This is a genomic window from Mesorhizobium sp. M0678 (genome assembly GCF_040320505.1).
Lineage (GTDB): Bacteria > Pseudomonadota > Alphaproteobacteria > Rhizobiales > Rhizobiaceae > Mesorhizobium.
This window is the reverse complement of sequence record NZ_JAMYPT010000045.1, coordinates 1-19,340: the sequence shown is the minus strand read 5'-3', so window position 1 is coordinate 19,340 and position 19,340 is coordinate 1. Positions and strand designations below refer to the sequence as shown.

Genomic DNA, 19,340 nt, shown 5'->3' with positions numbered 1-19,340 from the left:
CGTCGCTGCGACTATCCAGTTCGGGCAATCGTGCAACTCTTTCTCGGATGGCGCGCAATTCTGCCAGCAGACGCTCCTGAGCGGTCTCTCCAAAGCCCAAGCGATGCAAGCGCTCGCTAAGGGCCTGATGAATGGCTGCTGTCTTACTGATACCCTGGCGGCGTGCGAGTTCATCGGCGAGAGCAACGGTGGCCGGATTTTTGATGTTCAGGGACACGAAAGACTCCAAAATTCTACCTTTCTGGCGTATTCTACCATGGTCCCCTAGCCCTCGTAAACAACGAATGATAATGCAACATTATCATTCGTTTTGTCCCATCGACAGGCTGTGCGTTTTGCCGTGAAAACTGTAGCGCAAAGCGCACGGGCACTTTACCCTCCAAACCATGATTCGCCTCGATCCCGCGACCACCAGCCCCGCCCCCATCGCGCCGCCGATCGTCCCGGCCTGGGCGCTCGTCGCGGACTCCGGGCTCAGCGACGCCGACGCTGCCTTCCGAGCCGGCGCCGCTCTCGGCGCGCTCGACACGCTTGCCCGGGCACAAGTCAGCTGGGCCGGGGTCTGGCGTCAGCGGCTGGCGCTCCGCTGTGCCGCCGCCGCAGTTCGGCTAGCTGGCCGCAGCGAGGACGAGGCGGCGCTGCGCGATGCCTGGTTTTTGCGTCCCGCCGACGGCGGTCCCGGCCCCGCCGGCAATATTTTGAACGCGTGGCGGCAGCTGGCGTCGCACCAGCCTGTCATCGACGCCGAAAGATTGGCCGGGGTGGTCGAATTGCTCGGTCTGCGCTGGGAAGACGCCTTTGCCGATCTCCCCCGGACAATCGACGATTTGATCCGCTCCGGGCGACCAGCCCCGTTTGCCACCGCGGCGATCGCCGGGCAGGTTGTTGCCCTGTCGTCGGGAACAGAATTGCTGGCATGGTGGTGCGCCGATCTGGTGCTGGCGCAAAAGCTGCGTTGGCCGCGGTCGATTCCGATGCTGGTGGCCCAGGCTTTTGCTCCTGCGTTTCGAACCGATGACGGCCGCGGCAAGCGGATAAGGCCGGCGGATCAAAAAGAATTTGAGCGCGCGGTGTGCCGGGCGCTGGCGCAGGGTGCTGACGATGCCTTGCGGCTGGCCGGAGAATTGTCCCGGCGCGCCGAGCGGCTTGCGGCGGTGGCACCAAAGCTGCGGGCAAAGGGCGCAGGGGACGTCGTCAAAAGACTGCTCGACGACGATGCCGTGCCCGGCTCGCTGACGACGAAAAACCTGTCCCGTTTTGCCACGCGACGCCTGTTCGAGCGGCTGCAGCAACTCGAGGCCGTGCGGGAGCTGTCGGGCCGCACCACCTTTCGGATGTTTGGGCTGTAGCGATGAGTGAAGCGTCCGCCCGCCGCAAGCCGAACGAACAGCCGGCGTTGCTCGATACCGAGCTCGAGCACCTGCCGCCAGAACTGCGCTGGCGCGAATGGATGGGCCGCGTGGAAGCAGTGGTCTTTGCGGCCAGCGAACCGGTACCGCGTGAGGTGCTGGCGCGCGTCGTCGGCAAAAGCTGCAACATCGAGCTGATCATCGACGACATTCGCGCCGAGCTTGCCGGCCGGCCCTACGAGCTGGTCGCGGTCGCCGGCGGCTGGCAACATCGGACCAAAAAAGCCTTTGCCGACGTCATCCGGGGTGCATTTGGCATGGCTGCAGGGCAGGGTGCCGAGCGGTCAAAAGAGCTGTCTCAATCGGAGGCGCTGGTGCTGATGTGCATTGCCTACTTCCAGCCGATCACCCGTGGCGAACTCTCGATCTTCTTCGGCAAGGAGGTGTCGCGTGACCTGATCGGGATTCTCCGATCGCAGGATTACATCGTGTCGGGACCGCGCTCGCCGCAGCCCGGCGCACCCTATACCTATGTGACAACGAAGGTGTTCCTGACCCACTTTGGCTTCGACACCCTGCGCGACCTGCCGGATTTCGAGGCGCTCGAAGATGCTGGGCTGCTATCGAAGGAGAAGTTGCTTGCAGGCGATATTCTGGTCGAGCTGAGCGACGCCGGAGAAGGTGGCGATGACTGAGAAACGATACAACCCGCAACGCTCTTGCCATACTGGGGGTCATTATTTTACGGCGGGCAGATTCATATCCTTCCGAACCACACGGCCTGCCCATAGTGTGCAAATTCGCATATCAGCGGCTGGCGCCGTATCAGATGTCAACCAGGGTATCTAACTGTGAAGCACAAAAAGATGACATCAATGCCCGAAGGTTTGATCGTCGATGATGAAAGATCAGATAACAACGGAACTATCTTTTTCTACCGAGCGAATGAGAAACCCTATGGCGCTTTTAGCAACCTATTTCGGCGCCCCGTCGAGTTTGAGGGTATAGTTTTTGCGACGGCAGAACACGCCTATCAAGCAGGGAAAGCCGCAAAGCCCGCCGTTCGTGATTGGATATTGTCGGCGCCGACGCCGGCGCTCGCGGCCATGGCAGCTCACGGGCTATACACTTGGGACGTTGTGCCGAATTGGGCAAACATCAAATTTGATCGGATGCGAGGTGTCCTGCGCGCAAAATTTGCTCAGCATCCCGACCTCGCTGAGCTGCTGTTATCAACGGGTTCCGCCCGACTTGTCGAAAAGGGTCGGGTTAGCAATGCGGTGAATAGGCTGTGGGGCGAGGTGAATGGCCAAGGCAAAAACATGCTCGGGGTTCTGTTGATGGAGGTGAGGGGTGAATTGGCCGGCGACCGACCAGCCGTAACCTCTCCCAAAAGGTCATCGACAAAAAGATCCAAGGCGGAGCGGCGAACCCAGGCTGTTCTCTCATGAGTAGCGGCGCAACATCAACCCACTACGAGCAGGAACTGTCACATCTCGATGCGACGCTTGCCCTTGCAGCGCTTGCTGATATCGAAATGTTGAAAGGAGCGATCACGGCAGCCAGTGATTCAAGCATAATCGCCGTTGGCTCTGGGGGATCTTTCACCGTTGCGTCACTTCTTTGCAGCCTCCACGAGGCGTACACGGGCCGTGTCTCAAGAGCAGTGACCCCGCTGGAGTTGATTTGCAACCCAACGCTCGCGTCAGCCAGTCCCATATTCATCGTCTCTGCGGAAGGAAAAAACCCCGATATCCTGGAAGCGTTGCAGAGAGCTCGACAGCAAAGCTCCAGGGCGGTTCACGTTGTCACAAATCGGGCAAAGAGTCCGCTAATGGACCGGGTACGGACATTGAACGATGTTCGTAGCCACACTTTTGAACTGGCGGACAAAGACGGTTATCTCGCAACAAACAGTCTCATATTTGACGCAAGCCTCATCGCACGAGCCTACGGTGAGCTTGATCAAAACAACCTATCGACCCCACTAGAGGCTGCGGAGATAACGCTTAACGGCTCGAAGCTTCGTTCGTGGCTTACGAGATCGTCGACGTTTGTGCACGAGGCGGTATCTAGGAAGGCACTAATCATCGTTTTCTCCCCGCGGCTTCGTCCGATTGCGGAAGATCTCGAATCGAAGCTTTCCGAGGCAGCTCTGTTGTTTTCCCAGTTGGCCGACTTCCGGTCATTCGCACACGGGCGTCATCTGTGGCTAACCGAGCGGTCCAGCGACAGCGCGCTACTGGTGCTCACGGAACCGGGCACAAAGAAGCTTTGGGAGGACATGAGGCCGCAGATTCCTAGCGAGGTACCTGCTTTCGAACTGCCACTCTCGGGTTCGTCGCCGCGAGATTTGCTCGAGGGTCTGGTCGCAGCGATGCACTTGGTTTCGGAGATCGCAAATCGATCGAGCCGGGACATTTCGAGGCCAAACGTTTCGTCACTCGGGCGTCAACTGTACTATGCTGATTTGGCCACTCTAATACCTCTGTCGGAGAAGGAGGAGGTTCGCGGCGAAGATGGGAAATATGAGGTGTTGGGCGCGCGGTGGCCCTCGGAACGCAATAGCGGGAGAATTCGGCGCGCTCGCGAGGCAGCCGAAATGGAGTTTGCTAGGCAGGTGTTTCGAGCAATCGTGTTTGACTATGATGGGACGCTATGCAGCTCAAGCAGCCTGGACGTTGCGCCGTCGTCCGAAATCATCGAACAACTCAGGCGTCTGACGCGAGCGGGAATTGTCGTTGGCATCGCCTCAGGCAGGGGAGGATCAATTGCCGAGCATCTGCAGGAACATATTGAGAAGCAACTTTGGCCCATGGTTCGACTCGGCTTATACAACGGTGGCTGGACCGGACGCCTCGGCGAGGTCCCAGCAAAGATGATCATCTCAGCGAGTTTTTGATACATGCGAAACGCATCGTCTCAAATCTGCAATCTTACGGCGTGCCCATCTCACAAATTCGGCCGACTCCTCCGCACCAACTTAGCATTCGTTTTGCCGGTGGCGTCAGCACAGAGCAGATGTGGTTCGTTATCGTCGACGCGTTGAAGCAAGCCGGCCTAGAAGCAGGTACAATCGTACGCAGCAAGCATTCCATCGACATCCTATCTCGAGACGTAAGCAAGTCCCATCTCGTTGCGCGCATCGTTCGGGACGACCACATCGACCCATATGAAGTCGTGACGATGGGCGATCTCGGTGCATGGCCAGGAAACGACGCAGCACTCCTCCAGCACAGGTTTTCGCTCAGCGTGGATCTACCATCGCGCCGTCTGGATCGGGGTTGGAAACTTGCCCCGAAACATAAGCGTGATGTCGATGCTACGCTGTGGTATCTCGACCGACTTAAGATTGGTGACTGCGGAACGTTCCAGTTTCAATTGCAGCAGGATGTCCAATGAAGGATGTGAACGCGCAGAATTTGCTGGCCGCCGTGATGGGATGGACCGACGCGGAAGAGATCGGCGCCCAAGTGCCCGCGCTGCAGTTGCTCGCCGACTACAAATACGATTCCTATCAGCGTTTTGGGCCGGGAAAGCGCTTCGTCGAAAGCTTGGCATTGTGGCTGAATCAGTTTGAAACTGGAGACCGAGCGATAGCCCTTTCGCTCGTTCAAAAACACCTCATCTTCGTTTCTGATCAAGAGATGTCACACTTGGTCCAGCTCGCGTATCCTGATGTTATTGTTCAAGAGCGACTTCGTCTCGTTGCAGAGGAGAATGGGATCGCTCCATACCGGGTTGGAGAGCTTCGAAAACACCCTCGATTCGAGCAACTTCGGGTTAAGTCGCTGTACCTCGGACTGAGCGACGGAGCCCACACAAATGAGCTTCGCCGCGCCAGCAACGGGGCGATTAGTAACGAGCAGATTTGGCAGGCGTACGAGCTGGGCGACGCCAAAGCCGACGACATGCTATCCGAGTTGCGCAAATCCCTTATTGCGACTTCACCGGAGGAGCACAATGCGAATCGCAAAGCACGGTTCAGCCTTGTCTGGCTTGTCGACGATTTCTCGGGGAGCGGTAACACTTACATTCGCTTTGACGGCGAAGAACGGCGTTTTAAGGGAAAGATCAAGAAAATATACGATCGAATCGTAGCCGGAGACCTCGTCGACACCGACTACTACGAGGTCTATTTGCTCCTGTATGTGGCTACCCGTCAGGCCATCGACCACATTGAGTATTGGTCGGAACGATTTACCACTGAGCAGGGGCTGAAGCCGCTTCGTTTGCATGTTCTGCATCCTATAGAAAGAGATGCAGCGCTCTCCGATAGGATGGAGCCAGCCCTCATGGGGGTTCTCGGCAAAGGCGTATACTATGATCCGAGGGCCTCTGACCGCCACATCGCCATTGGCGGGACGTCTAGTGCTCAGTTTGGGTTCGCCAACTGCTCACTTCCATTGGTATTGTCCCACAATACGCCTAACAATTCCGTATACGCTCTTTGGGGTCCCGAGAACTTTAGCTTCTCTGGGTTGTTTCCACGCGTCAGCCGGCACAGGGAGACCTGATGGCCTACCGTGCCAATCCGTTTTTAGAAAGGATGTCCGAAAGAACGACTTCGGATCAGGAGTTCGTTCATATGTTCTCACCCAAGATCCTCGAGCGGCTTCGGGAGGATTGTCTCGAAGGCGCCATTCATGTGTTCCGTAGTCCGCCAGGTGGCGGCAAGACGACAATTTTGAGAGCCTTTACACCAAATGCGCTGAGAGCGTTCTGGCACGCAAAGCCGACGCAGGCAGAGTCGTATAGACAGCTAGTCGAGCGAGGCGTCCTTGATGAACAGCAGGGGCCGCAATTGCTCGGCGTCTTTCTGTCCTGTGCTGCAGGTTACGCAGACCTGCCACCCGGCGCCGCAGACGCGGGAGAAGGTATTTTTCGGGCTCTTTTAGATTGCCGCGTGGTGCTCCGGACACTGCGAAGTTTGGCTGAACTTATAGAGGTTTCGTCAGCGGATCAGCTCGATGATGTCCGGTTGGAATACAGTTCTCTTGCGCAGGAACTCAAGGCAATTCCGTTGGGCTCCACCGTGGGCGAAATGGTTGCATGGGCGGAACAGCGCGAGCGCGAGATCTATAATCAGCTTGATTCGATTGTCGGTCATTCGGCGGCTACGATGCCCTCGCAATCTAGGTTTGAAGCCGTCCTCTGGCTACAGACGGTTCGTTTCCTTTATAATGGCAGGCAGGTCGCGCCCAAGCGACTACTTATGATCGATGACATACAAAAGCTTCGCAAGAGCCAGCGGTCGATGCTGGTGGATGAGCTGGTTGTCCTAAGGCCGGCTATTCCCGTCTGGCTTGCGAGCCGAAGTATCGCTTTTGCCGACGAATTCCTGTCGCAAGGCGTGAGGGAGGGGCGCGATATTCGCGATTATCCGCTCGAGGAACTCTGGGGTGGTCGAAGCAGCCAGCAATTCGTGACATTCGCGCAAAACATCTTGGATCGACGTTTCGCGTTGCAGACAGCCGTTCCGGGCGGCTCGTTCGGGCAATATCTATCGGACGGTCTTGGTGCAAAGGAATTGGACGAAGCCTATCCTCAGGCAGTTGCAAAATTACGCGAAGATGCACGCCGACACAAGAATAGCATGCGATATAGCGAATGGTTTGCGCAGGCAGACAGGCAGCCACCGATAATAAATAGCGAGGTGCTTTACGATCTGTTCGTCACAAGGATACTTGTTGCCAGAGACGCAACCAGCAGACAACTCTCGTTGGAGCTCACGCCACTGACCGCAGGAGAATTGGAGGACCGGGATAGCTCGGCGGTGAAGGGCGCGGCAGAAATCTTCGCAAACTATGAGCTGAGAGTCCCCTATTTTTTCGGCATGGAACGTCTGTGCGCGATGGCTACCAGCAACGTCGAAGAACTGCTCTCGTTAGCGGCAGCGCTTTACGAAGGCATGAAAGCCAAACAGGTGCTCCGCCGGCAGGCCCAGCCTCAGCTATTGCCACGCGAGCAGGAAAGGCGTCTTCGAGAAGCCGCAACGCGTAAGCGAGATTTCATACCTCGCAGTCATACGGAGGGTACGCGGGCCCAAAGGCTGCTTGATTCAGTTGGCCAGTTTTGCAGAGAGCGGACCTTTCTGATTAATGCGCCCTATGCTCCAGGCGTGACGGGCGTCAGGTTGTCGAACTCGGAGATCCAGAAATTAATGAGGGTTGGAAAAACGACAGAACCCTCTACCGCTTTGCTGTCTCGCGTATTGTTCGAGTGCGTCGCCGAAAATCTCTTGGTTACCCGAGAAAGCAGCCCGAGCACGAACCGCGAAGGAGGCACAGTATTTTATTTGAACCGGACGCTCTGCGCGCAATACGGACTTCCGCTTCAGTACGGCGGTTGGCAGGAAACATCAGTGCAGAAGCTCGTTGAGTGGACGGAGGTTGGACTTCAGCCGACGCGGAGCCTCGCGCTCGAGGTCGTGCAGTGATCTGGGAAAACTACGTTTTCCGCCGTGGAATCGAGGTCGAACAGCTTTGGGACGAAATGTTCGCCGACCGGCGCCGAGCCGGTAAGCCCATCCGGTTGCTCTATGTTGCAGGCAGAGGGTTCGATCTACGCGCCAATGTCGTCGCAGCGAAATTCGTTGATCGATTGACTGCCTCGCACTGCGAGATCGAGCATGCAACCCTTCTGTTAGTAGGTTTCACGGGCTACCATCTGTCCGAAGAGTTGCTCCAGCAAACGGTCACGAATGCGGCTGATCTCGAACAAACGTTTCGCTCTGTTGGGGATTGCGAAACTATCGTGATTGGTGGTCCCGCGGAAGGTGAGGACGATATCAGCACGACGATCGCACTACGCCGCGGGGCGGATGAAGTGCTGCGCCACGTCACCGACCAGACGGATGTGGTTCTGGATGTCAGCTCACTGCCACGCATTGCATATCTGACGATCCTCCTCTCGCTGCTGGCAAAAATTGGTCCCAGCCTCGATGGAGGCAATCAGGGCTTCGGTACGACCACGACGTTCCAGGTCTTGGTCGGCGAGGACGCCGCGCTGGACAGCCAAATAAGTTCTGAGGATCCCAGCAACGATCTGGTGTTGATACCTGGATATTCCGAAGCGATGCAATCGGAGGCGCTTCGGGACATGCCGCTGGTGTGGTTCCCAGTGCTCGGCGAAAACCGCCTTTCTCAGGTAATGAAGGTTGAAGGCAGCATCCCCAGTTGGGCGGAAGTCTGTCCGGTCTTGCCTCATCCGTCGCGTAATCCGAGACGCGGAGATGAGTTGCTTGTAGAGTACAATGGGATCTTGTTCGCGAGACGCGAAACGCCCTTGAGCAATATACTGCATGTCCACGAAGCACACCCCTTTGAGGCGTACCGTCAACTGCTGAGCGCTATGCTGCGTTACCGTAGCACTATGGACGTCATTGGAGGCTGCCGGCTAGTGGTGACACCCCTTGCAAGCAAATTGGTAACGATCGGTAGTGCGTTGGCATGCTTTGAAATGAAACTCATATCGCAAGATCGGAGATCCAGCGTGGCGATTCCCTATGCTGAGCCGAAACGTTACATCGCTAAGCTTGCTGACCTCCAAGCCTCGCAACCGGAGATCTCCGCATTGATGCTAACGGGTGATGGATATTCCTAGAATGACCCAATTCTTGAGCAGTTCGCACATACATTTGCACCCCGGGAGAAGTGGTTTTCGCTCGATGGGCGGGCCATTGAGCGAAGCGAGGCGCTAGTGAATTTGATATAGGCGTAGAATGCTGACGATTCGCGAGACGTTCAGGTTGCTCTTTCCGGACGCATCTCGCGAACTCTCCTCCTTTTCCGAGCCTCCGGTGCTGCCGGCGGATATCTTTGCATTTGCAGCTTTTGTCCTTGAGGCGAGCGGTGCTTATCACCATGTCGTGCCGGATACGGGCGAACAGGGACCGGAAAGACAAATAGTTGTCGACGCGAACGTTCGAGCGCGTGCCGTTTCAACAGGGCGAGCTTGGCGCCAAAGTTCTGTGTCTCCTGGTTCGCTTCCAAAAGTGCCGCAACATGTGCATGAGCTCTGGCGGCAGCTAGCGCCGGTCTCGCGAGAGCCGGTTTTTCAGGCGCTTTCGCCGCACGCCGATATACCTGGTTGGTGGTGGACAGTGTTGGAATTGCTTATGATCGCCGATGAGACGAGTAGAGATCTCGGCTTCGATCCGAAGAACGTGTTTTATCAGCCCATTGCCGAGGCGTTCACCGAAGGTGATGTCATCAGCGGGAGGGAGTTCCGTCGAATTCAGCGCGCACCGGCGACTGTATCGACGGCGGACCCCAGTGTCCTTTGCGTGCTGCCGAAATCACGCACGCCATCCGTTGGCTGTACCATGCGATCTTTGAGCCATCACCTCGCCCTTTTGCCAGGACAAGGGGCCGTGCGAGCAAGGTGGGTCATGTCGCCATTTGGCACGTCAGAAAGGCGGCCGCATGGCTTAGGATTACTCCTCGTTCCATTCCCCTATCAGATCGTCCCCGAAGCGTTTGTGGGTATTGGTGACCACGACGGCAAATGGGGCTGTTTTGACGTCGATCAGACCTGGCTACCCAAGCACTCTGAAACCGAGCGGCGCCGGGTATTTGTCGATTTTGTTCGGAATCTAATTCAGAAAGCACGAGCTGCGGACAAGCAAATTGATGGCGTCGTGTTGCCTGAACTATCTCTCGATTTTCCGCTTTTTCGGCAACTCGCAAGAGCCTTGGCGGAGGAGAAAGTTGATTTCTTAATTTCTGGATTGAGTAGCGACAGGGAGGGTCGGCGCGGAAATTTCGTCGCAATTGCTCCATTTTTTCTTTTTGAGTCGTCGGACAAGATCACTGGATCTGGCTTGGAACAGGTATTTTTGATCCGCGAAAAGCATCATCGTTGGAAAATAACGGAGCCTCAAATTAAAGCCTACGGTATCGACAGCGCTTTGTCGATTACACGTAACTGGTGGGAACATCTGAATATTCTTGGCCGCAGTCTAGACCTATTCGTCTATAGAGGAGGAACGTCGCTCACGACGTTAATCTGTGAAGATTTGGCCAGAGTAGATCCCTGCCAGGCTGTACTTAGATCTGTCGGCCCAAATTTGGTTATCGCTCTGCTGATGGATGGCCCTCAGCTTGAAGGCCGATGGCCGGCCCGCTACGCCACTGTGCTTGCCGAGGATCCAGGATCCTCGGTGCTGACGTTCACGTCGTTGGGGCTTATCGAACGACAGAATGCCTCAAAGGCCTTCCCCCAATCTAGCTCTGTGGCGCTTTGGAAAGACGAAGCAAACGGTGTTCGGCGTCTTGAGTTGCCCAGAAACGCGGACGCGATCTACCTTGCACTAACGGCGGATCAAAAGACCGAACACACTCTTGATGGCCGCTCTGACGACGCCTACTCGCATCGGTGGGTTTATGCGGATCACATGGGCATTGCAGCCGACCCGCAAGCTAAGCCGTCTTGGCTCCTTAGCGCGAGGGTCGACCAGTAGGATGTCGGTTTTCCGCAGTCGGCTTCAGCGTGCTGTAGGCGGCTTTCGCTTGCTTGCGGAAAGCTTCGAAGACACGCTGCTCTTCACGGGAACGTGGCTCTTCCTTCCGCTGCTTGATTGCCTCTTTAGCAGCACGAGTTACCGTCGCGTACCGAGTTTTCAGATTCTGCATGGCCGCTCCTTCGTGTCTGTAATGTAGGCCTATTGGTGTCGCTCGCCAACCCCTTACGACAGCCTCTTGGCGGGATGACGTCAAGAGCGGCATAAGCCGCTTCTTCTGGGTCAGCCAGGTCCGAAAGCGTAACGTCGTCACGATCCGATGCATCAGCGCCAATGGGATCAGGGTGATTTCCTGGCATGCCCTAAAACTCCTGCTGGGCTTGAGGCTTCCGCCTTGCGTTTCGTGGCCGGAGCAGCCGTCCTTCCCAAGCGCCGCAATTTTGCAATTATCCGCCAAACTCAGAATATGCAATCAAAGCGCCCGGCCCTGACTTGGCTTTGATCAAACAGAATCCGTAGTGCCGGATGGCGGCAGCGGATAAAATCGTGTCGCGATAGTGTGGGCTTGGGTCTCCACCATCACGTCATGCACGAACTTTCGTTTGGCGACATAACGAATGCAAGCCAAACCGGATTCGTCATAGGTTTCTAGCTTCACCAGGAAGTCGGTTCCGAAGTCGATATAGACCGGGCAAGCTGCGTCGAGCCAGGTTCGTCGTGGCCTTACCCAGTCAAATTGATGATGCCCGCGATAGGTGCACTGCACCTCGTCTTCAATCTCCCGGATCGAATGGATGTAACCGAATTTGACGTCGGCTTTCGCGGCGTCGGGACGCTCCAGAAGAAATTCGCTCCAGCGAAAGAATATGCCGGCGTTCGCGCCATTCATGTGGCGCTGCGCCTTGGACCAGACGACGTCCTGCGCGACGTCTGAGGAGGGATCCGGCAGTACATGATAGATATCGAAATTATGCCGGAAAGCGCGTCCGTCGATGACCCACACGAGGTTGCCGTAGAAGGTCTCGCGAGAGATGCGCTCGGCATCGGTCATGGCGGAGTGCTGAACCTCGACCGTGATACCCGTAGGTGTCTTGATGTCGGCGCGATGGATTTCGCCGTTCGGGGCGACGTGCGAAATCTCCCGGCACTCCTCGGGAAACAAGTTCTTCCAGTCACGATGCCACTGTGTCTCGTTCTCCCACCAGGGATCGCAATTGCGGCGGCCAAAGTGAGCCCAGTGATGGAGTACGCGTGGGCCGCATTTCGCGACCATTCCAGAGCCGCAGGTCGGGCACGTGCCCTTGCCGCCGGGGAAGGCTTCGCGGCGAACATTGTCAACCAAGGCGTATTGCATGCCAGTGCCTGTATGATTGACCTGTCTCGAGTCCAGGCATGAGGCTCGCCGCTGCACACGGCCGCATTGCCCGTCCGTTCAAATTAACCGGTTCCTTTAGCGGCAAAGTATCTTGCGGTCTCACGTCAATTAAGTCATTCGTTTTGCGGGGTCGGAAATGTAAAACTTGGGGTAATTATGCGCATTCAAAAGGTCGCAATCAAGAATTTTAGACTGCTTTCTGATGTAAGTCTCATTTTGGAAGCGTCCGAAACAGTAATCGTGGGACGCAATAACAGCGGGAAAACTTCGCTTTCCGAGATCATGCGCCGGCTTCTCGATGATGGCCCCGTGAATTTCCAGCTCGAGGACTTCTCCAGTGCCAGTTACCGCGGGTTCTGCGCAGCCGTCCATGCCTATCTCGCCGGCCAGCAGGAAGACGAGGTCCGCGCTCTCCTCCCAGCCATCGAATTGCGGCTGCATTGTACGTATGATCCCAACGCTCCGGAACTTGGTCCGTTGGCGCCGTTCGTCATAGATCTCGATCCCGCCGTGAGCGAGGCTTTGATCGTGCTTCGCTATGAGCTTAAGGACGGCGGATTAGGCGCCCTTTTTGACGGGCTCCCTGATGGCTCGCTGGACGATGCATCCCGTAAGGCTTTCCTTGTTGGGCTGCGGGAAAGGATTCCGGGCAATTTCGCACTCAGGATCCGCGCGGAAGATCCGAACGACCCGACAAACTTCCGTCAGTTGCAGCCGTCGGCCCTCCGTAGCCTGGTCAGGACCGGTTTCATCAACGCACAACGCGGTTTAGATGATGTGACATCGCGAGAAACGGACGTTCTCGCCAAGATTCTTGAAGGCCTCTTCGTCACGGCTTCCTCCCCAACCGCGGATGCTGCGGACCGGGTTATTGCAGAAGCCCTCGCGACCGTTGTGCAGGGCATTCAGACCCAAATTGACGGCAATTTCGGAAATCAACTGCAAAACCTGATGCCGACGTTGACCAGCTTTGGGTACCCAGGCTTAGGCGGCCAAGAACTCCAGACAGCGACAATCCTTGATATCCGCAAGCTCTTGTCGAACTTCACAAGAGTTCGATACGCCGGATATGGCGGGGTGACACTGCCCGAGTCCTACAACGGACTTGGGGTACGCAACCTGATTTTCATTTTGCTCAGGATCGTGGAATTCCACAAAGCGTTCAAGGCCGAGCCGAAGACGCCAGGCGTTCACCTCGTCTTTATCGAGGAGCCTGAGGCCCATTTGCATCCTCAGATGCAGGAGGTCTTTATCAAACAATTGGGCAAGATTGCCGCGCAGCTGACTGGCGCAGGTGAGGGTGCTGTCGCTTGGCCCGTCCAGTTTGTGGTATCCACACACTCGTCACACATCGCCAACGCGGCAGGATTCGAGAGTATCCGGTATTTTCTCGGCGCCGAAGTGCCGGGCGCCGATGCCGGTATTCGACAGACTAAGATCAAAGATCTGCGCGAGGGGCTGGCGGGCACGCCGGCGCCCGACAGGCAGTTTCTGCACCAATACCTTACCCTCACTCGCTGCGATCTGTTTTTCGCCGACAAGGCCATTCTCGTCGAGGGTCTCAGCGAACGGCTCATGCTGCCGGTTATCATCGGAAAAATTGAGGCCTTGGAAGCTGCGGTTAAGCTCTCAAGCCAATATCTCACGATCATGGAGGTCGGTGGGGCATATGCGCATCTATTCTTTGCCCTCCTCGATTTCTTGGAATTGCACTATCTCATCATCACCGACTTGGACTCTGTCGTGGCACCGGGCGGTGTAGCGTGTGCAGTCCATCTGGGCACTGCCTCCAGCAATGCCTGTTTGAAGAACTGGTTCAGCGACGACGATCCTTACACTTTGGCGGGGCTGAACGCTAAAACCGACGACGACAAGACTGACGGTCGCGGGCGCATCGCCTATCAGGTTCCCGAGGTCGCCGCAGGCCCCTGCGGTCGGACTTTTGAAGACGCCTTTATTCTGGCCAACCCTATACTTTTTGCACTGCCGGCTGGGACACTACAGGAGCAGGAGCTGGCTGCACGCGCCATGGCCGCAGACCTGAAGAAATCGGAATTCGCGCTGAAGTACGCCATTCAGGAGACGGGCTGGGTAACGCCAAAATATCTCGCCGACGGCATTCGCTGGCTGGCAGTTGACTACGTGCTCCCCGTCGATCCTGCATTGGCAATTGTGGCAGCAGCAGCCGCGGCTGTACCCGTGGTGGCTGCGCCGGGGGGAGGGGTTGTTGAGTAGTCTCGAATCCCCTGCCGAGGAGGCAAGCCGCATAGCCCTCGAAGAGGTCTTCGCGTGCATCCAGGCTAGCCGGAGTTTTCGCCTTGAGGCCGGTGCCGGCGCCGGGAAGACCTACTCGCTGATCGAGGCGCTTAAATACCTGACGAAGCGGCATGAGCGGGACTTTTCGCGGCGTGGACAGCAAATCGCCTGCATCACCTTCACCAACGTCGCAAAGGATGAAATCGAAGCTCGAACCGATCGGCATCCGATAATCTACTGCAACACCAACCACGCCTTCTGCTGGCTGCTTATCGGCGGCTTCCAGAAGCAGCTTAAGGCTTTGGTGCAGCAAATGCCGATTTGGCAGGAAAAGCTTCTGGAGGCTGGCGGCATAGGTAGTAGGGGTGTCGAATACAGTCTGGGCCACCGCGCTGTGCGCGAACACGTGCTCTCGCTTCACCATGATGACGTCATCCCGCTCACCATCTCGCTGATGGAAAATCAGAAGTTTCGGAAAATCATGGCCGAACGCTTCCCCATCATCTTGATTGATGAGTATCAGGATACCGACAAAGCCTGGGTTGAGGCCCTTAGGCTGCGCTTCCTGGGCCAGCCAGGTTCACCACTTTTTGGATTCTTTGGTGACCACTGGCAGAAAATTTACGGCAATGGATGTGGCGAGCTCAACGACGACGCCGTCACCCCGATTGGCAAGAAAGCGAACTTCCGCTCCGTGAATGCGATTGTCGAATGTCTCAATCGGATGCGTCCGGAGTTGCCGCAGTTTGTCAAAGACCCGGCCGAACCTGGTCGAGTCCGCATCTTCCATACCAACGGCTGGATTGGGCAACGGCAAGGAGGCCAACATTGGGGCGGTGATCTGCCGTCGGACGTAGCGCACCAAGCTCTCGAGGCCACGAAAGCCACAATGGTTGCCGACGGCTGGGACCTTGCACCCAGCCAAACCAAAATCCTCATGCTGACCCATCGGGTCCTTGCGAGTGAGCAAGGCTATGCGAACCTGGCCGAAGCGTTTCGGTACAACGACTCCTATCTCAAGAAAGAAAACCGGCTGATCGCCTTCCTGGTTGACGTGCTTGAGCCGGCCGCGGACGCCTATGCTGGAAAGCGCTATGGCGCCATGTTTGAGGCGCTGGGCAGAACGGTTCCGGTGCTGAAGCGCCAAGCGGATAAGGCCACCTGGAGCGCCTCTTTCAATACACAACGCTTAGGGACAATGGGTCGGTTGGCGATGTTGTCGATCACTTGATGGCGTCGCAGCGGCCCCGCCTGCCGGATCGGGTGGAGGAGTTGCAACACGCGCTGGCTGCGTTCGAGGTGGACGGTGAGGTGGAGATTCCCCGACCACTAGCGGAGTTGCAAAAGCTTCGTCCTGTTGCATACGCGGAGATAAAAGCGCTGCGAAGATATCTCGACGGCTATTCGCCGTTCGAAACCAAGCATGGCGTCAAGGGCGCCCAGTTCGAGAACGTTCTGGTCGTTCTCGGTCGTGGCTGGAATCAGTACAACTTCGGAGAAATGCTGGAGTTGGCTGGGGCTGCGGTTGTTCCAGCGGGCAAGCAGGCGGCTTTTGAGAGGAACCGAAATTTGTTCTACGTGGCCTGTTCAAGGCCGAAACGGCGCCTCACGCTGCTTTTCACCCAAGAACTACCGAATGCAGCCTTGGCAAAACTTCAAGAGTGGTTCGGCGCCGGTTCCATTGAGGCGTTGGTGTTCTGAAGGAAGTTCCCGGACCAGCCTCAGATTACGGTTCCGCCCACGAGGGCCGCTCGAAAGCGGCCAGCGACGCAGGATAAAAATATGGCCATATCGAGCGACTTGCCCATTGCCTTGCCATCCGAGGATCGATACGGCCTCACCCCTTTCGCGAAAGCACTTGCGGGCAGTATTGTGGACATGGACGTTCCTACGGGGGCGGTTCTGGCCATCAACGGCCCTTGGGGCGCGGGCAAGAGCAGCGCCATCAATCTGATTGAGCATCATCTGAAACCATCCGTCGAAAGGGGGGAGATGGTTCTCGTGCCCTTCAATCCCTGGTGGTTCGCAGGGGCTGACACGTTGATCCTGGCGTTCTTCCGGGAACTCGGCAAGGCGATCGAGCCGTCGCTACCGTCGAAATTCAGGAAATCCATTGCCTCGCTGGGACAAGGCATTTCCTCGTTGGGGACCATTGCAGGCGCCGTCGCAGACATGAAAGCTCCGGGTATTGGCACCATCGTTTCGGGGGTGGCGGGTCTCATCGGCAAAGTGGCCGCGTCAGACAAGACTGTGGAAGAGGAACACAGGTTGGTCTCTCAGGCGTTGGCCAATCAAGAAAAGCGCTTCGTGGTCGTGATTGACGACATCGACCGGCTCAGCCCGGATGACGTGCTAACGATCTTCCGTCTGATAAAGTCGGTCGGGCGGTTGCCCAACGTAATCTATCTGCTGGCTTTTGATCGACAGATAGCAGAACGCATAGTTGCGGAACGTTTTCCATCCGAGGGGGCCAGCTACCTCGAGAAGATCATTCAGGGCTCTTTCGAGTTGCCGCCGCCGCGTCTTGATTTCCTGCGTTGGCATTCCGCGGAAGTCGCAATGAAAATCATGGGAGAGCCGGGCGAAGCAAAAAAGACGCGCTTTTGGAACGTCTTCTATGACATCGTGAGCCCGACAATCCATACGCCGCGCGACGCGGCGCGCATCGGCAATCACCTGTCAACCACTTGGGGCGCCGTCGCCGGGAACGTCGATCGGGCGGACTTTCTAGCCATTACCGCGTTGCAGCTGTCGGAGCCGGTGATCTATGCTGGGATTCGACAGAACCCAGACCTGCTTTGCGGCATAGAGCATATCGGCATTCACCGTCGAGAAAATCGGGCGGAGGAGTACGACGCTCTTTTTGGGCTGGGCACCAGAACTGAGCGAGACCGAAAACAGTTGCGGACGGGCCTCAAGCGTCTCTTCCCGCGGCTCGACGCTGTTTGGGATAACACCTTCCACCAAGGCGAAAGCTTTGATCGGGACCGAAGCATTGCTTCCGAAAAGCACTTCCGCAGCTATTTTGCGTTCTCCATTTCCGAGGATGTTATACCCGCCGACCAGCTCGACGCGCTAATTGATCGCGCCGATGATCCAGCTTTCGTTCGGGACGCCTTTCGTACGGCACTCGGCGTCAGGCGCGCTACCGGAGAGACGAACGTCCCATTGCTACTGGATGAACTCTCTGCCCACGCGCCGGAGATTTCCGATGCAAAGATTCCGCAACTTGTCGCTACTCTGTTTGCGATTGCCGACGACCTCAACGTCAAGGGCGACGCGAAGCAAGGCTTCGGCGGACTCGGAAATAATCATCTCCGACTTCACTGGTTCCTGAACCGCCTCGTGCATGATCGATTTCCAATCGAGCATCGTGAAGCAATTTACCGAGGCGCGATGACAGTTGGTTCTCTCGGGTGGATAGTGGATTTTGCGCACCGCTGCTTGAGCTACTTCGCGCCTCGGAACGATGGGAAGGAACGCGGTGAGCCGATTGTCGGCGAATCCGTCGCGGAGGAGTTCAAGAACCTTGCGCTTGCCCGTTTGAGAGATGCCGCAAGCGACGGGTCGCTTGTGAGCAATCCAGATATGGCTTCACTCCTTTTCGATTGGAAGCGCCTCTCCGGTATCGACGGCGCGCAGGAGGTTCGGGCTTGGACGGGTTCTGCTCTCTCACAAGGAGAGTTCCTTCTCGCGCTTGCGGAGCAGATGCCTTCGTCGTCATGGTCGTTTGGCATGGGCGATCGGGTTCAGCGGCAGACCGTTAAAGTCGACACCAAAGCCTACGAAAAACTGATCGATATCGAGCGACTTTACGCGCGCGTCGACGACGAACTTTCTTCTTCGCGATTGCCGCCGGAAGAGCTTGAGAAGCTTCGGAGTTTCAAAGAGATTCCTCGCGGTGCACACGGTGACCGAGAAAGCGCGGATTAGACGTGCGCGACAAAGCCAGCGAAGAAGAAATGGCGCGGGACATATTGGCCATCGATTCGACCCAGGGAGGTGAATTGCGTGGTGGCGGACAACGGATCTCGCGCCACTATTCTGACATCCATCGGCTCATGGAGCTTGAAATCGCCCGCCGGGCGATCGCGAACAGGGGATCTCGGCGGCCGACTGCGTGGCTCATGCTCGCATGTTTTTCAATCGCAAGGACTACGGCCTTGCGTCCGCGGATCCGCCGACGTTCGCCCTGCTGCCACATGACGGAATGATTGATGCCTTGCGGCGAGACTACGTTGCCATAAGCGCCGTGATCTTCGGGTTTGTGCCGAATTTCGACTTGGTGCTGGAGAGCGTCCGACGGTTGGAAACCCTGTTGAACGCGCCAAGAGGCTGACGCTTAGCCTCCCGTATGTTCGCCTTTTGTGCTTCGAAAGTCGCATAAATGGCAGTGTGGAATGCACAAAGCAGCAGGAGGAGTGCGGGCCCGTTCATAACGCGTAGGCCCCGCTAACATCGGCTGAGTCCGCAATTCAGCTATTCCGGCCGTGCTTCCGATGCGACAGCGTCCAGGAGCAGGGTAACCTTGACATTGACGCTGGTAATGGCTTGCGAGTGAAGGGGCTGATTGGCCCAACGGGCGATGGAGACTACCAATGGGTAGTCCTCACCCGGCACCTCGTGGATCTTGATCGACGTCCCCGTACGATCCAACAGCAGAAGCAGACGAGTCATCCCCCCGTCCGATTTGCTCGCGATCGCGACAACTCGCTGAACATCCGCATGGCTGTCAACGCGAACATTGAAGAGTATTCGGCCTCCAGATTTATCGGCGCCGTCGCCTGCTACGGATGACCTGCCACGGGTAATTTCCTCCATCTGAGATTAGAGTCCGGCCTCGATTGAAGGACGGACAGATGAAGAGAAAGCGGTTTACGGAAGAGCAGATCATCGC

At 56.9% G+C, this 19,340-nt stretch carries 18 protein-coding genes; 14 read left to right on the top strand and 4 right to left on the bottom strand.

What is annotated here, in order from left to right; genetic code table 11:
• Positions 1-217: type II toxin-antitoxin system VapB family antitoxin (locus NKI29_RS32370; protein WP_352797953.1), on the bottom strand; the 217-nt coding region annotated here is incomplete at its 3' end.
• A 169-nt stretch (positions 218-386) separates the two neighbouring features.
• On the opposite strand from NKI29_RS32370, the gene NKI29_RS32365 reads away from it, so the two are divergent.
• The 9 genes from NKI29_RS32365 (at position 387) to NKI29_RS32325 (ending at position 10,812) form a co-directional block, all read left to right on the top strand.
• A complete protein-coding gene (locus NKI29_RS32365; protein ID WP_352798565.1) occupies positions 387-1,349 on the top strand; it encodes a DUF1403 family protein in 963 nt (320 codons plus the stop codon).
• Positions 1,350-1,351: 2 nt separating this feature from the next.
• The gene (gene scpB / locus NKI29_RS32360) at positions 1,352-2,044 is read left to right on the top strand and encodes an SMC-Scp complex subunit ScpB (protein ID WP_352798564.1); all 693 of its coding nucleotides are present in this window, start codon (positions 1,352-1,354) and stop codon (positions 2,042-2,044) included.
• Between the two features lie 156 nt (positions 2,045-2,200).
• Positions 2,201-2,800, top strand: a complete 600-nt coding sequence (ybiA, locus tag NKI29_RS32355; protein WP_352798563.1) for a riboflavin biosynthesis intermediates N-glycosidase — start codon at positions 2,201-2,203, stop codon at positions 2,798-2,800.
• Entirely contained in the window at positions 2,797-4,251 is a 1,455-nt protein-coding gene (locus NKI29_RS32350) for an HAD hydrolase family protein (protein ID WP_352798562.1), read from the top strand. The genes ybiA and NKI29_RS32350 overlap by 4 nt, the downstream gene beginning before the upstream one ends.
• A gap of 119 nt (positions 4,252-4,370) precedes the next feature.
• The gene (locus tag NKI29_RS32345; protein WP_352798561.1) at positions 4,371-4,751 is read left to right on the top strand and encodes an HAD family hydrolase; all 381 of its coding nucleotides are present in this window, start codon (positions 4,371-4,373) and stop codon (positions 4,749-4,751) included.
• A complete protein-coding gene (locus NKI29_RS32340; RefSeq protein WP_352798560.1) occupies positions 4,748-5,866 on the top strand; it encodes a phosphoribosyltransferase-like protein in 1,119 nt (372 codons plus the stop codon). Before NKI29_RS32345 ends, NKI29_RS32340 begins: the two co-directional genes overlap by 4 nt.
• Entirely contained in the window at positions 5,866-7,788 is a 1,923-nt protein-coding gene (locus NKI29_RS32335) for an ORC-CDC6 family AAA ATPase (RefSeq protein WP_352798559.1), read from the top strand. Before NKI29_RS32340 ends, NKI29_RS32335 begins: the two co-directional genes overlap by 1 nt.
• The gene (locus tag NKI29_RS32330) at positions 7,785-8,954 is read left to right on the top strand and encodes a hypothetical protein (RefSeq protein ID WP_352798558.1); all 1,170 of its coding nucleotides are present in this window, start codon (positions 7,785-7,787) and stop codon (positions 8,952-8,954) included. The genes NKI29_RS32335 and NKI29_RS32330 overlap by 4 nt, the downstream gene beginning before the upstream one ends.
• Before the next feature lie 118 nt (positions 8,955-9,072).
• Positions 9,073-10,812, top strand: a complete 1,740-nt coding sequence (locus NKI29_RS32325; protein ID WP_352798557.1) for a hypothetical protein — start codon at positions 9,073-9,075, stop codon at positions 10,810-10,812.
• Here the strand turns inward: NKI29_RS32325 and NKI29_RS32320 are convergent.
• Entirely contained in the window at positions 10,790-10,984 is a 195-nt protein-coding gene (locus NKI29_RS32320; RefSeq protein ID WP_352798556.1) for a hypothetical protein, read from the bottom strand. The genes NKI29_RS32325 and NKI29_RS32320 overlap by 23 nt on opposite strands.
• A 330-nt stretch (positions 10,985-11,314) precedes the next feature.
• A complete protein-coding gene (locus NKI29_RS32315; protein WP_352798555.1) occupies positions 11,315-12,166 on the bottom strand; it encodes a competence protein CoiA in 852 nt (283 codons plus the stop codon).
• Between the two features lie 177 nt (positions 12,167-12,343).
• On the opposite strand from NKI29_RS32315, the gene NKI29_RS32310 reads away from it, so the two are divergent.
• The 5 genes from NKI29_RS32310 to NKI29_RS32290 all read left to right on the top strand — a co-directional run bounded on the left by NKI29_RS32310 (position 12,344) and on the right by NKI29_RS32290 (position 18,782).
• Positions 12,344-14,422, top strand: coding sequence for an ATP-dependent nuclease (locus NKI29_RS32310; protein WP_352798554.1), 2,079 nt, complete (start codon positions 12,344-12,346; stop codon positions 14,420-14,422).
• Positions 14,415-15,674 (top strand): UvrD-helicase domain-containing protein, encoded by a 1,260-nt coding sequence (locus tag NKI29_RS32305; RefSeq protein WP_352798553.1) that lies wholly within the window; start codon positions 14,415-14,417, stop codon positions 15,672-15,674. The genes NKI29_RS32310 and NKI29_RS32305 overlap by 8 nt, the downstream gene beginning before the upstream one ends.
• Entirely contained in the window at positions 15,674-16,144 is a 471-nt protein-coding gene (locus NKI29_RS32300; RefSeq protein ID WP_352798552.1) for a hypothetical protein, read from the top strand. Before NKI29_RS32305 ends, NKI29_RS32300 begins: the two co-directional genes overlap by 1 nt.
• Before the next feature lie 81 nt (positions 16,145-16,225).
• Positions 16,226-18,376: a KAP family P-loop NTPase fold protein gene (locus NKI29_RS32295; RefSeq protein ID WP_352798550.1), complete on the top strand. Its 2,151-nt coding sequence runs from the start codon at positions 16,226-16,228 to the stop codon at positions 18,374-18,376.
• Between the two features lie 202 nt (positions 18,377-18,578).
• Positions 18,579-18,782, top strand: a complete 204-nt coding sequence (locus tag NKI29_RS32290; RefSeq protein ID WP_352798549.1) for a hypothetical protein — start codon at positions 18,579-18,581, stop codon at positions 18,780-18,782.
• 140 nt (positions 18,783-18,922) lie between these two features.
• On the opposite strand, the gene NKI29_RS32285 is transcribed toward NKI29_RS32290, so the two are convergent.
• Positions 18,923-19,264 (bottom strand): hypothetical protein, encoded by a 342-nt coding sequence (locus NKI29_RS32285; protein ID WP_352798548.1) that lies wholly within the window; start codon positions 19,262-19,264, stop codon positions 18,923-18,925.
• Positions 19,265-19,340: the final 76 nt, after the last annotated feature.

Coding starts and splice junctions, on each gene's coding strand:
- NKI29_RS32345 (WP_352798561.1), top strand. CDS start 4,371: ATGTGGTTCGTTATCGTCGACGCGTTGAAGCAAGCCGGCCTAGAAGCA.
- NKI29_RS32300 (WP_352798552.1), top strand. CDS start 15,674: ATGGCGTCGCAGCGGCCCCGCCTGCCGGATCGGGTGGAGGAGTTGCAA.
- NKI29_RS32310 (WP_352798554.1), top strand. CDS start 12,344: ATGCGCATTCAAAAGGTCGCAATCAAGAATTTTAGACTGCTTTCTGAT.
- NKI29_RS32285 (WP_352798548.1), bottom strand. CDS start 19,264: ATGGAGGAAATTACCCGTGGCAGGTCATCCGTAGCAGGCGACGGCGCC.
- NKI29_RS32325 (WP_352798557.1), top strand. CDS start 9,073: ATGCTGACGATTCGCGAGACGTTCAGGTTGCTCTTTCCGGACGCATCT.
- NKI29_RS32340 (WP_352798560.1), top strand. CDS start 4,748: ATGAAGGATGTGAACGCGCAGAATTTGCTGGCCGCCGTGATGGGATGG.
- NKI29_RS32290 (WP_352798549.1), top strand. CDS start 18,579: ATGTTTTTCAATCGCAAGGACTACGGCCTTGCGTCCGCGGATCCGCCG.
- scpB (WP_352798564.1), top strand. CDS start 1,352: ATGAGTGAAGCGTCCGCCCGCCGCAAGCCGAACGAACAGCCGGCGTTG.
- NKI29_RS32365 (WP_352798565.1), top strand. CDS start 387: ATGATTCGCCTCGATCCCGCGACCACCAGCCCCGCCCCCATCGCGCCG.
- NKI29_RS32315 (WP_352798555.1), bottom strand. CDS start 12,166: ATGCAATACGCCTTGGTTGACAATGTTCGCCGCGAAGCCTTCCCCGGC.
- NKI29_RS32335 (WP_352798559.1), top strand. CDS start 5,866: ATGGCCTACCGTGCCAATCCGTTTTTAGAAAGGATGTCCGAAAGAACG.
- NKI29_RS32350 (WP_352798562.1), top strand. CDS start 2,797: ATGAGTAGCGGCGCAACATCAACCCACTACGAGCAGGAACTGTCACAT.
- NKI29_RS32320 (WP_352798556.1), bottom strand. CDS start 10,984: ATGCAGAATCTGAAAACTCGGTACGCGACGGTAACTCGTGCTGCTAAA.
- NKI29_RS32295 (WP_352798550.1), top strand. CDS start 16,226: ATGGCCATATCGAGCGACTTGCCCATTGCCTTGCCATCCGAGGATCGA.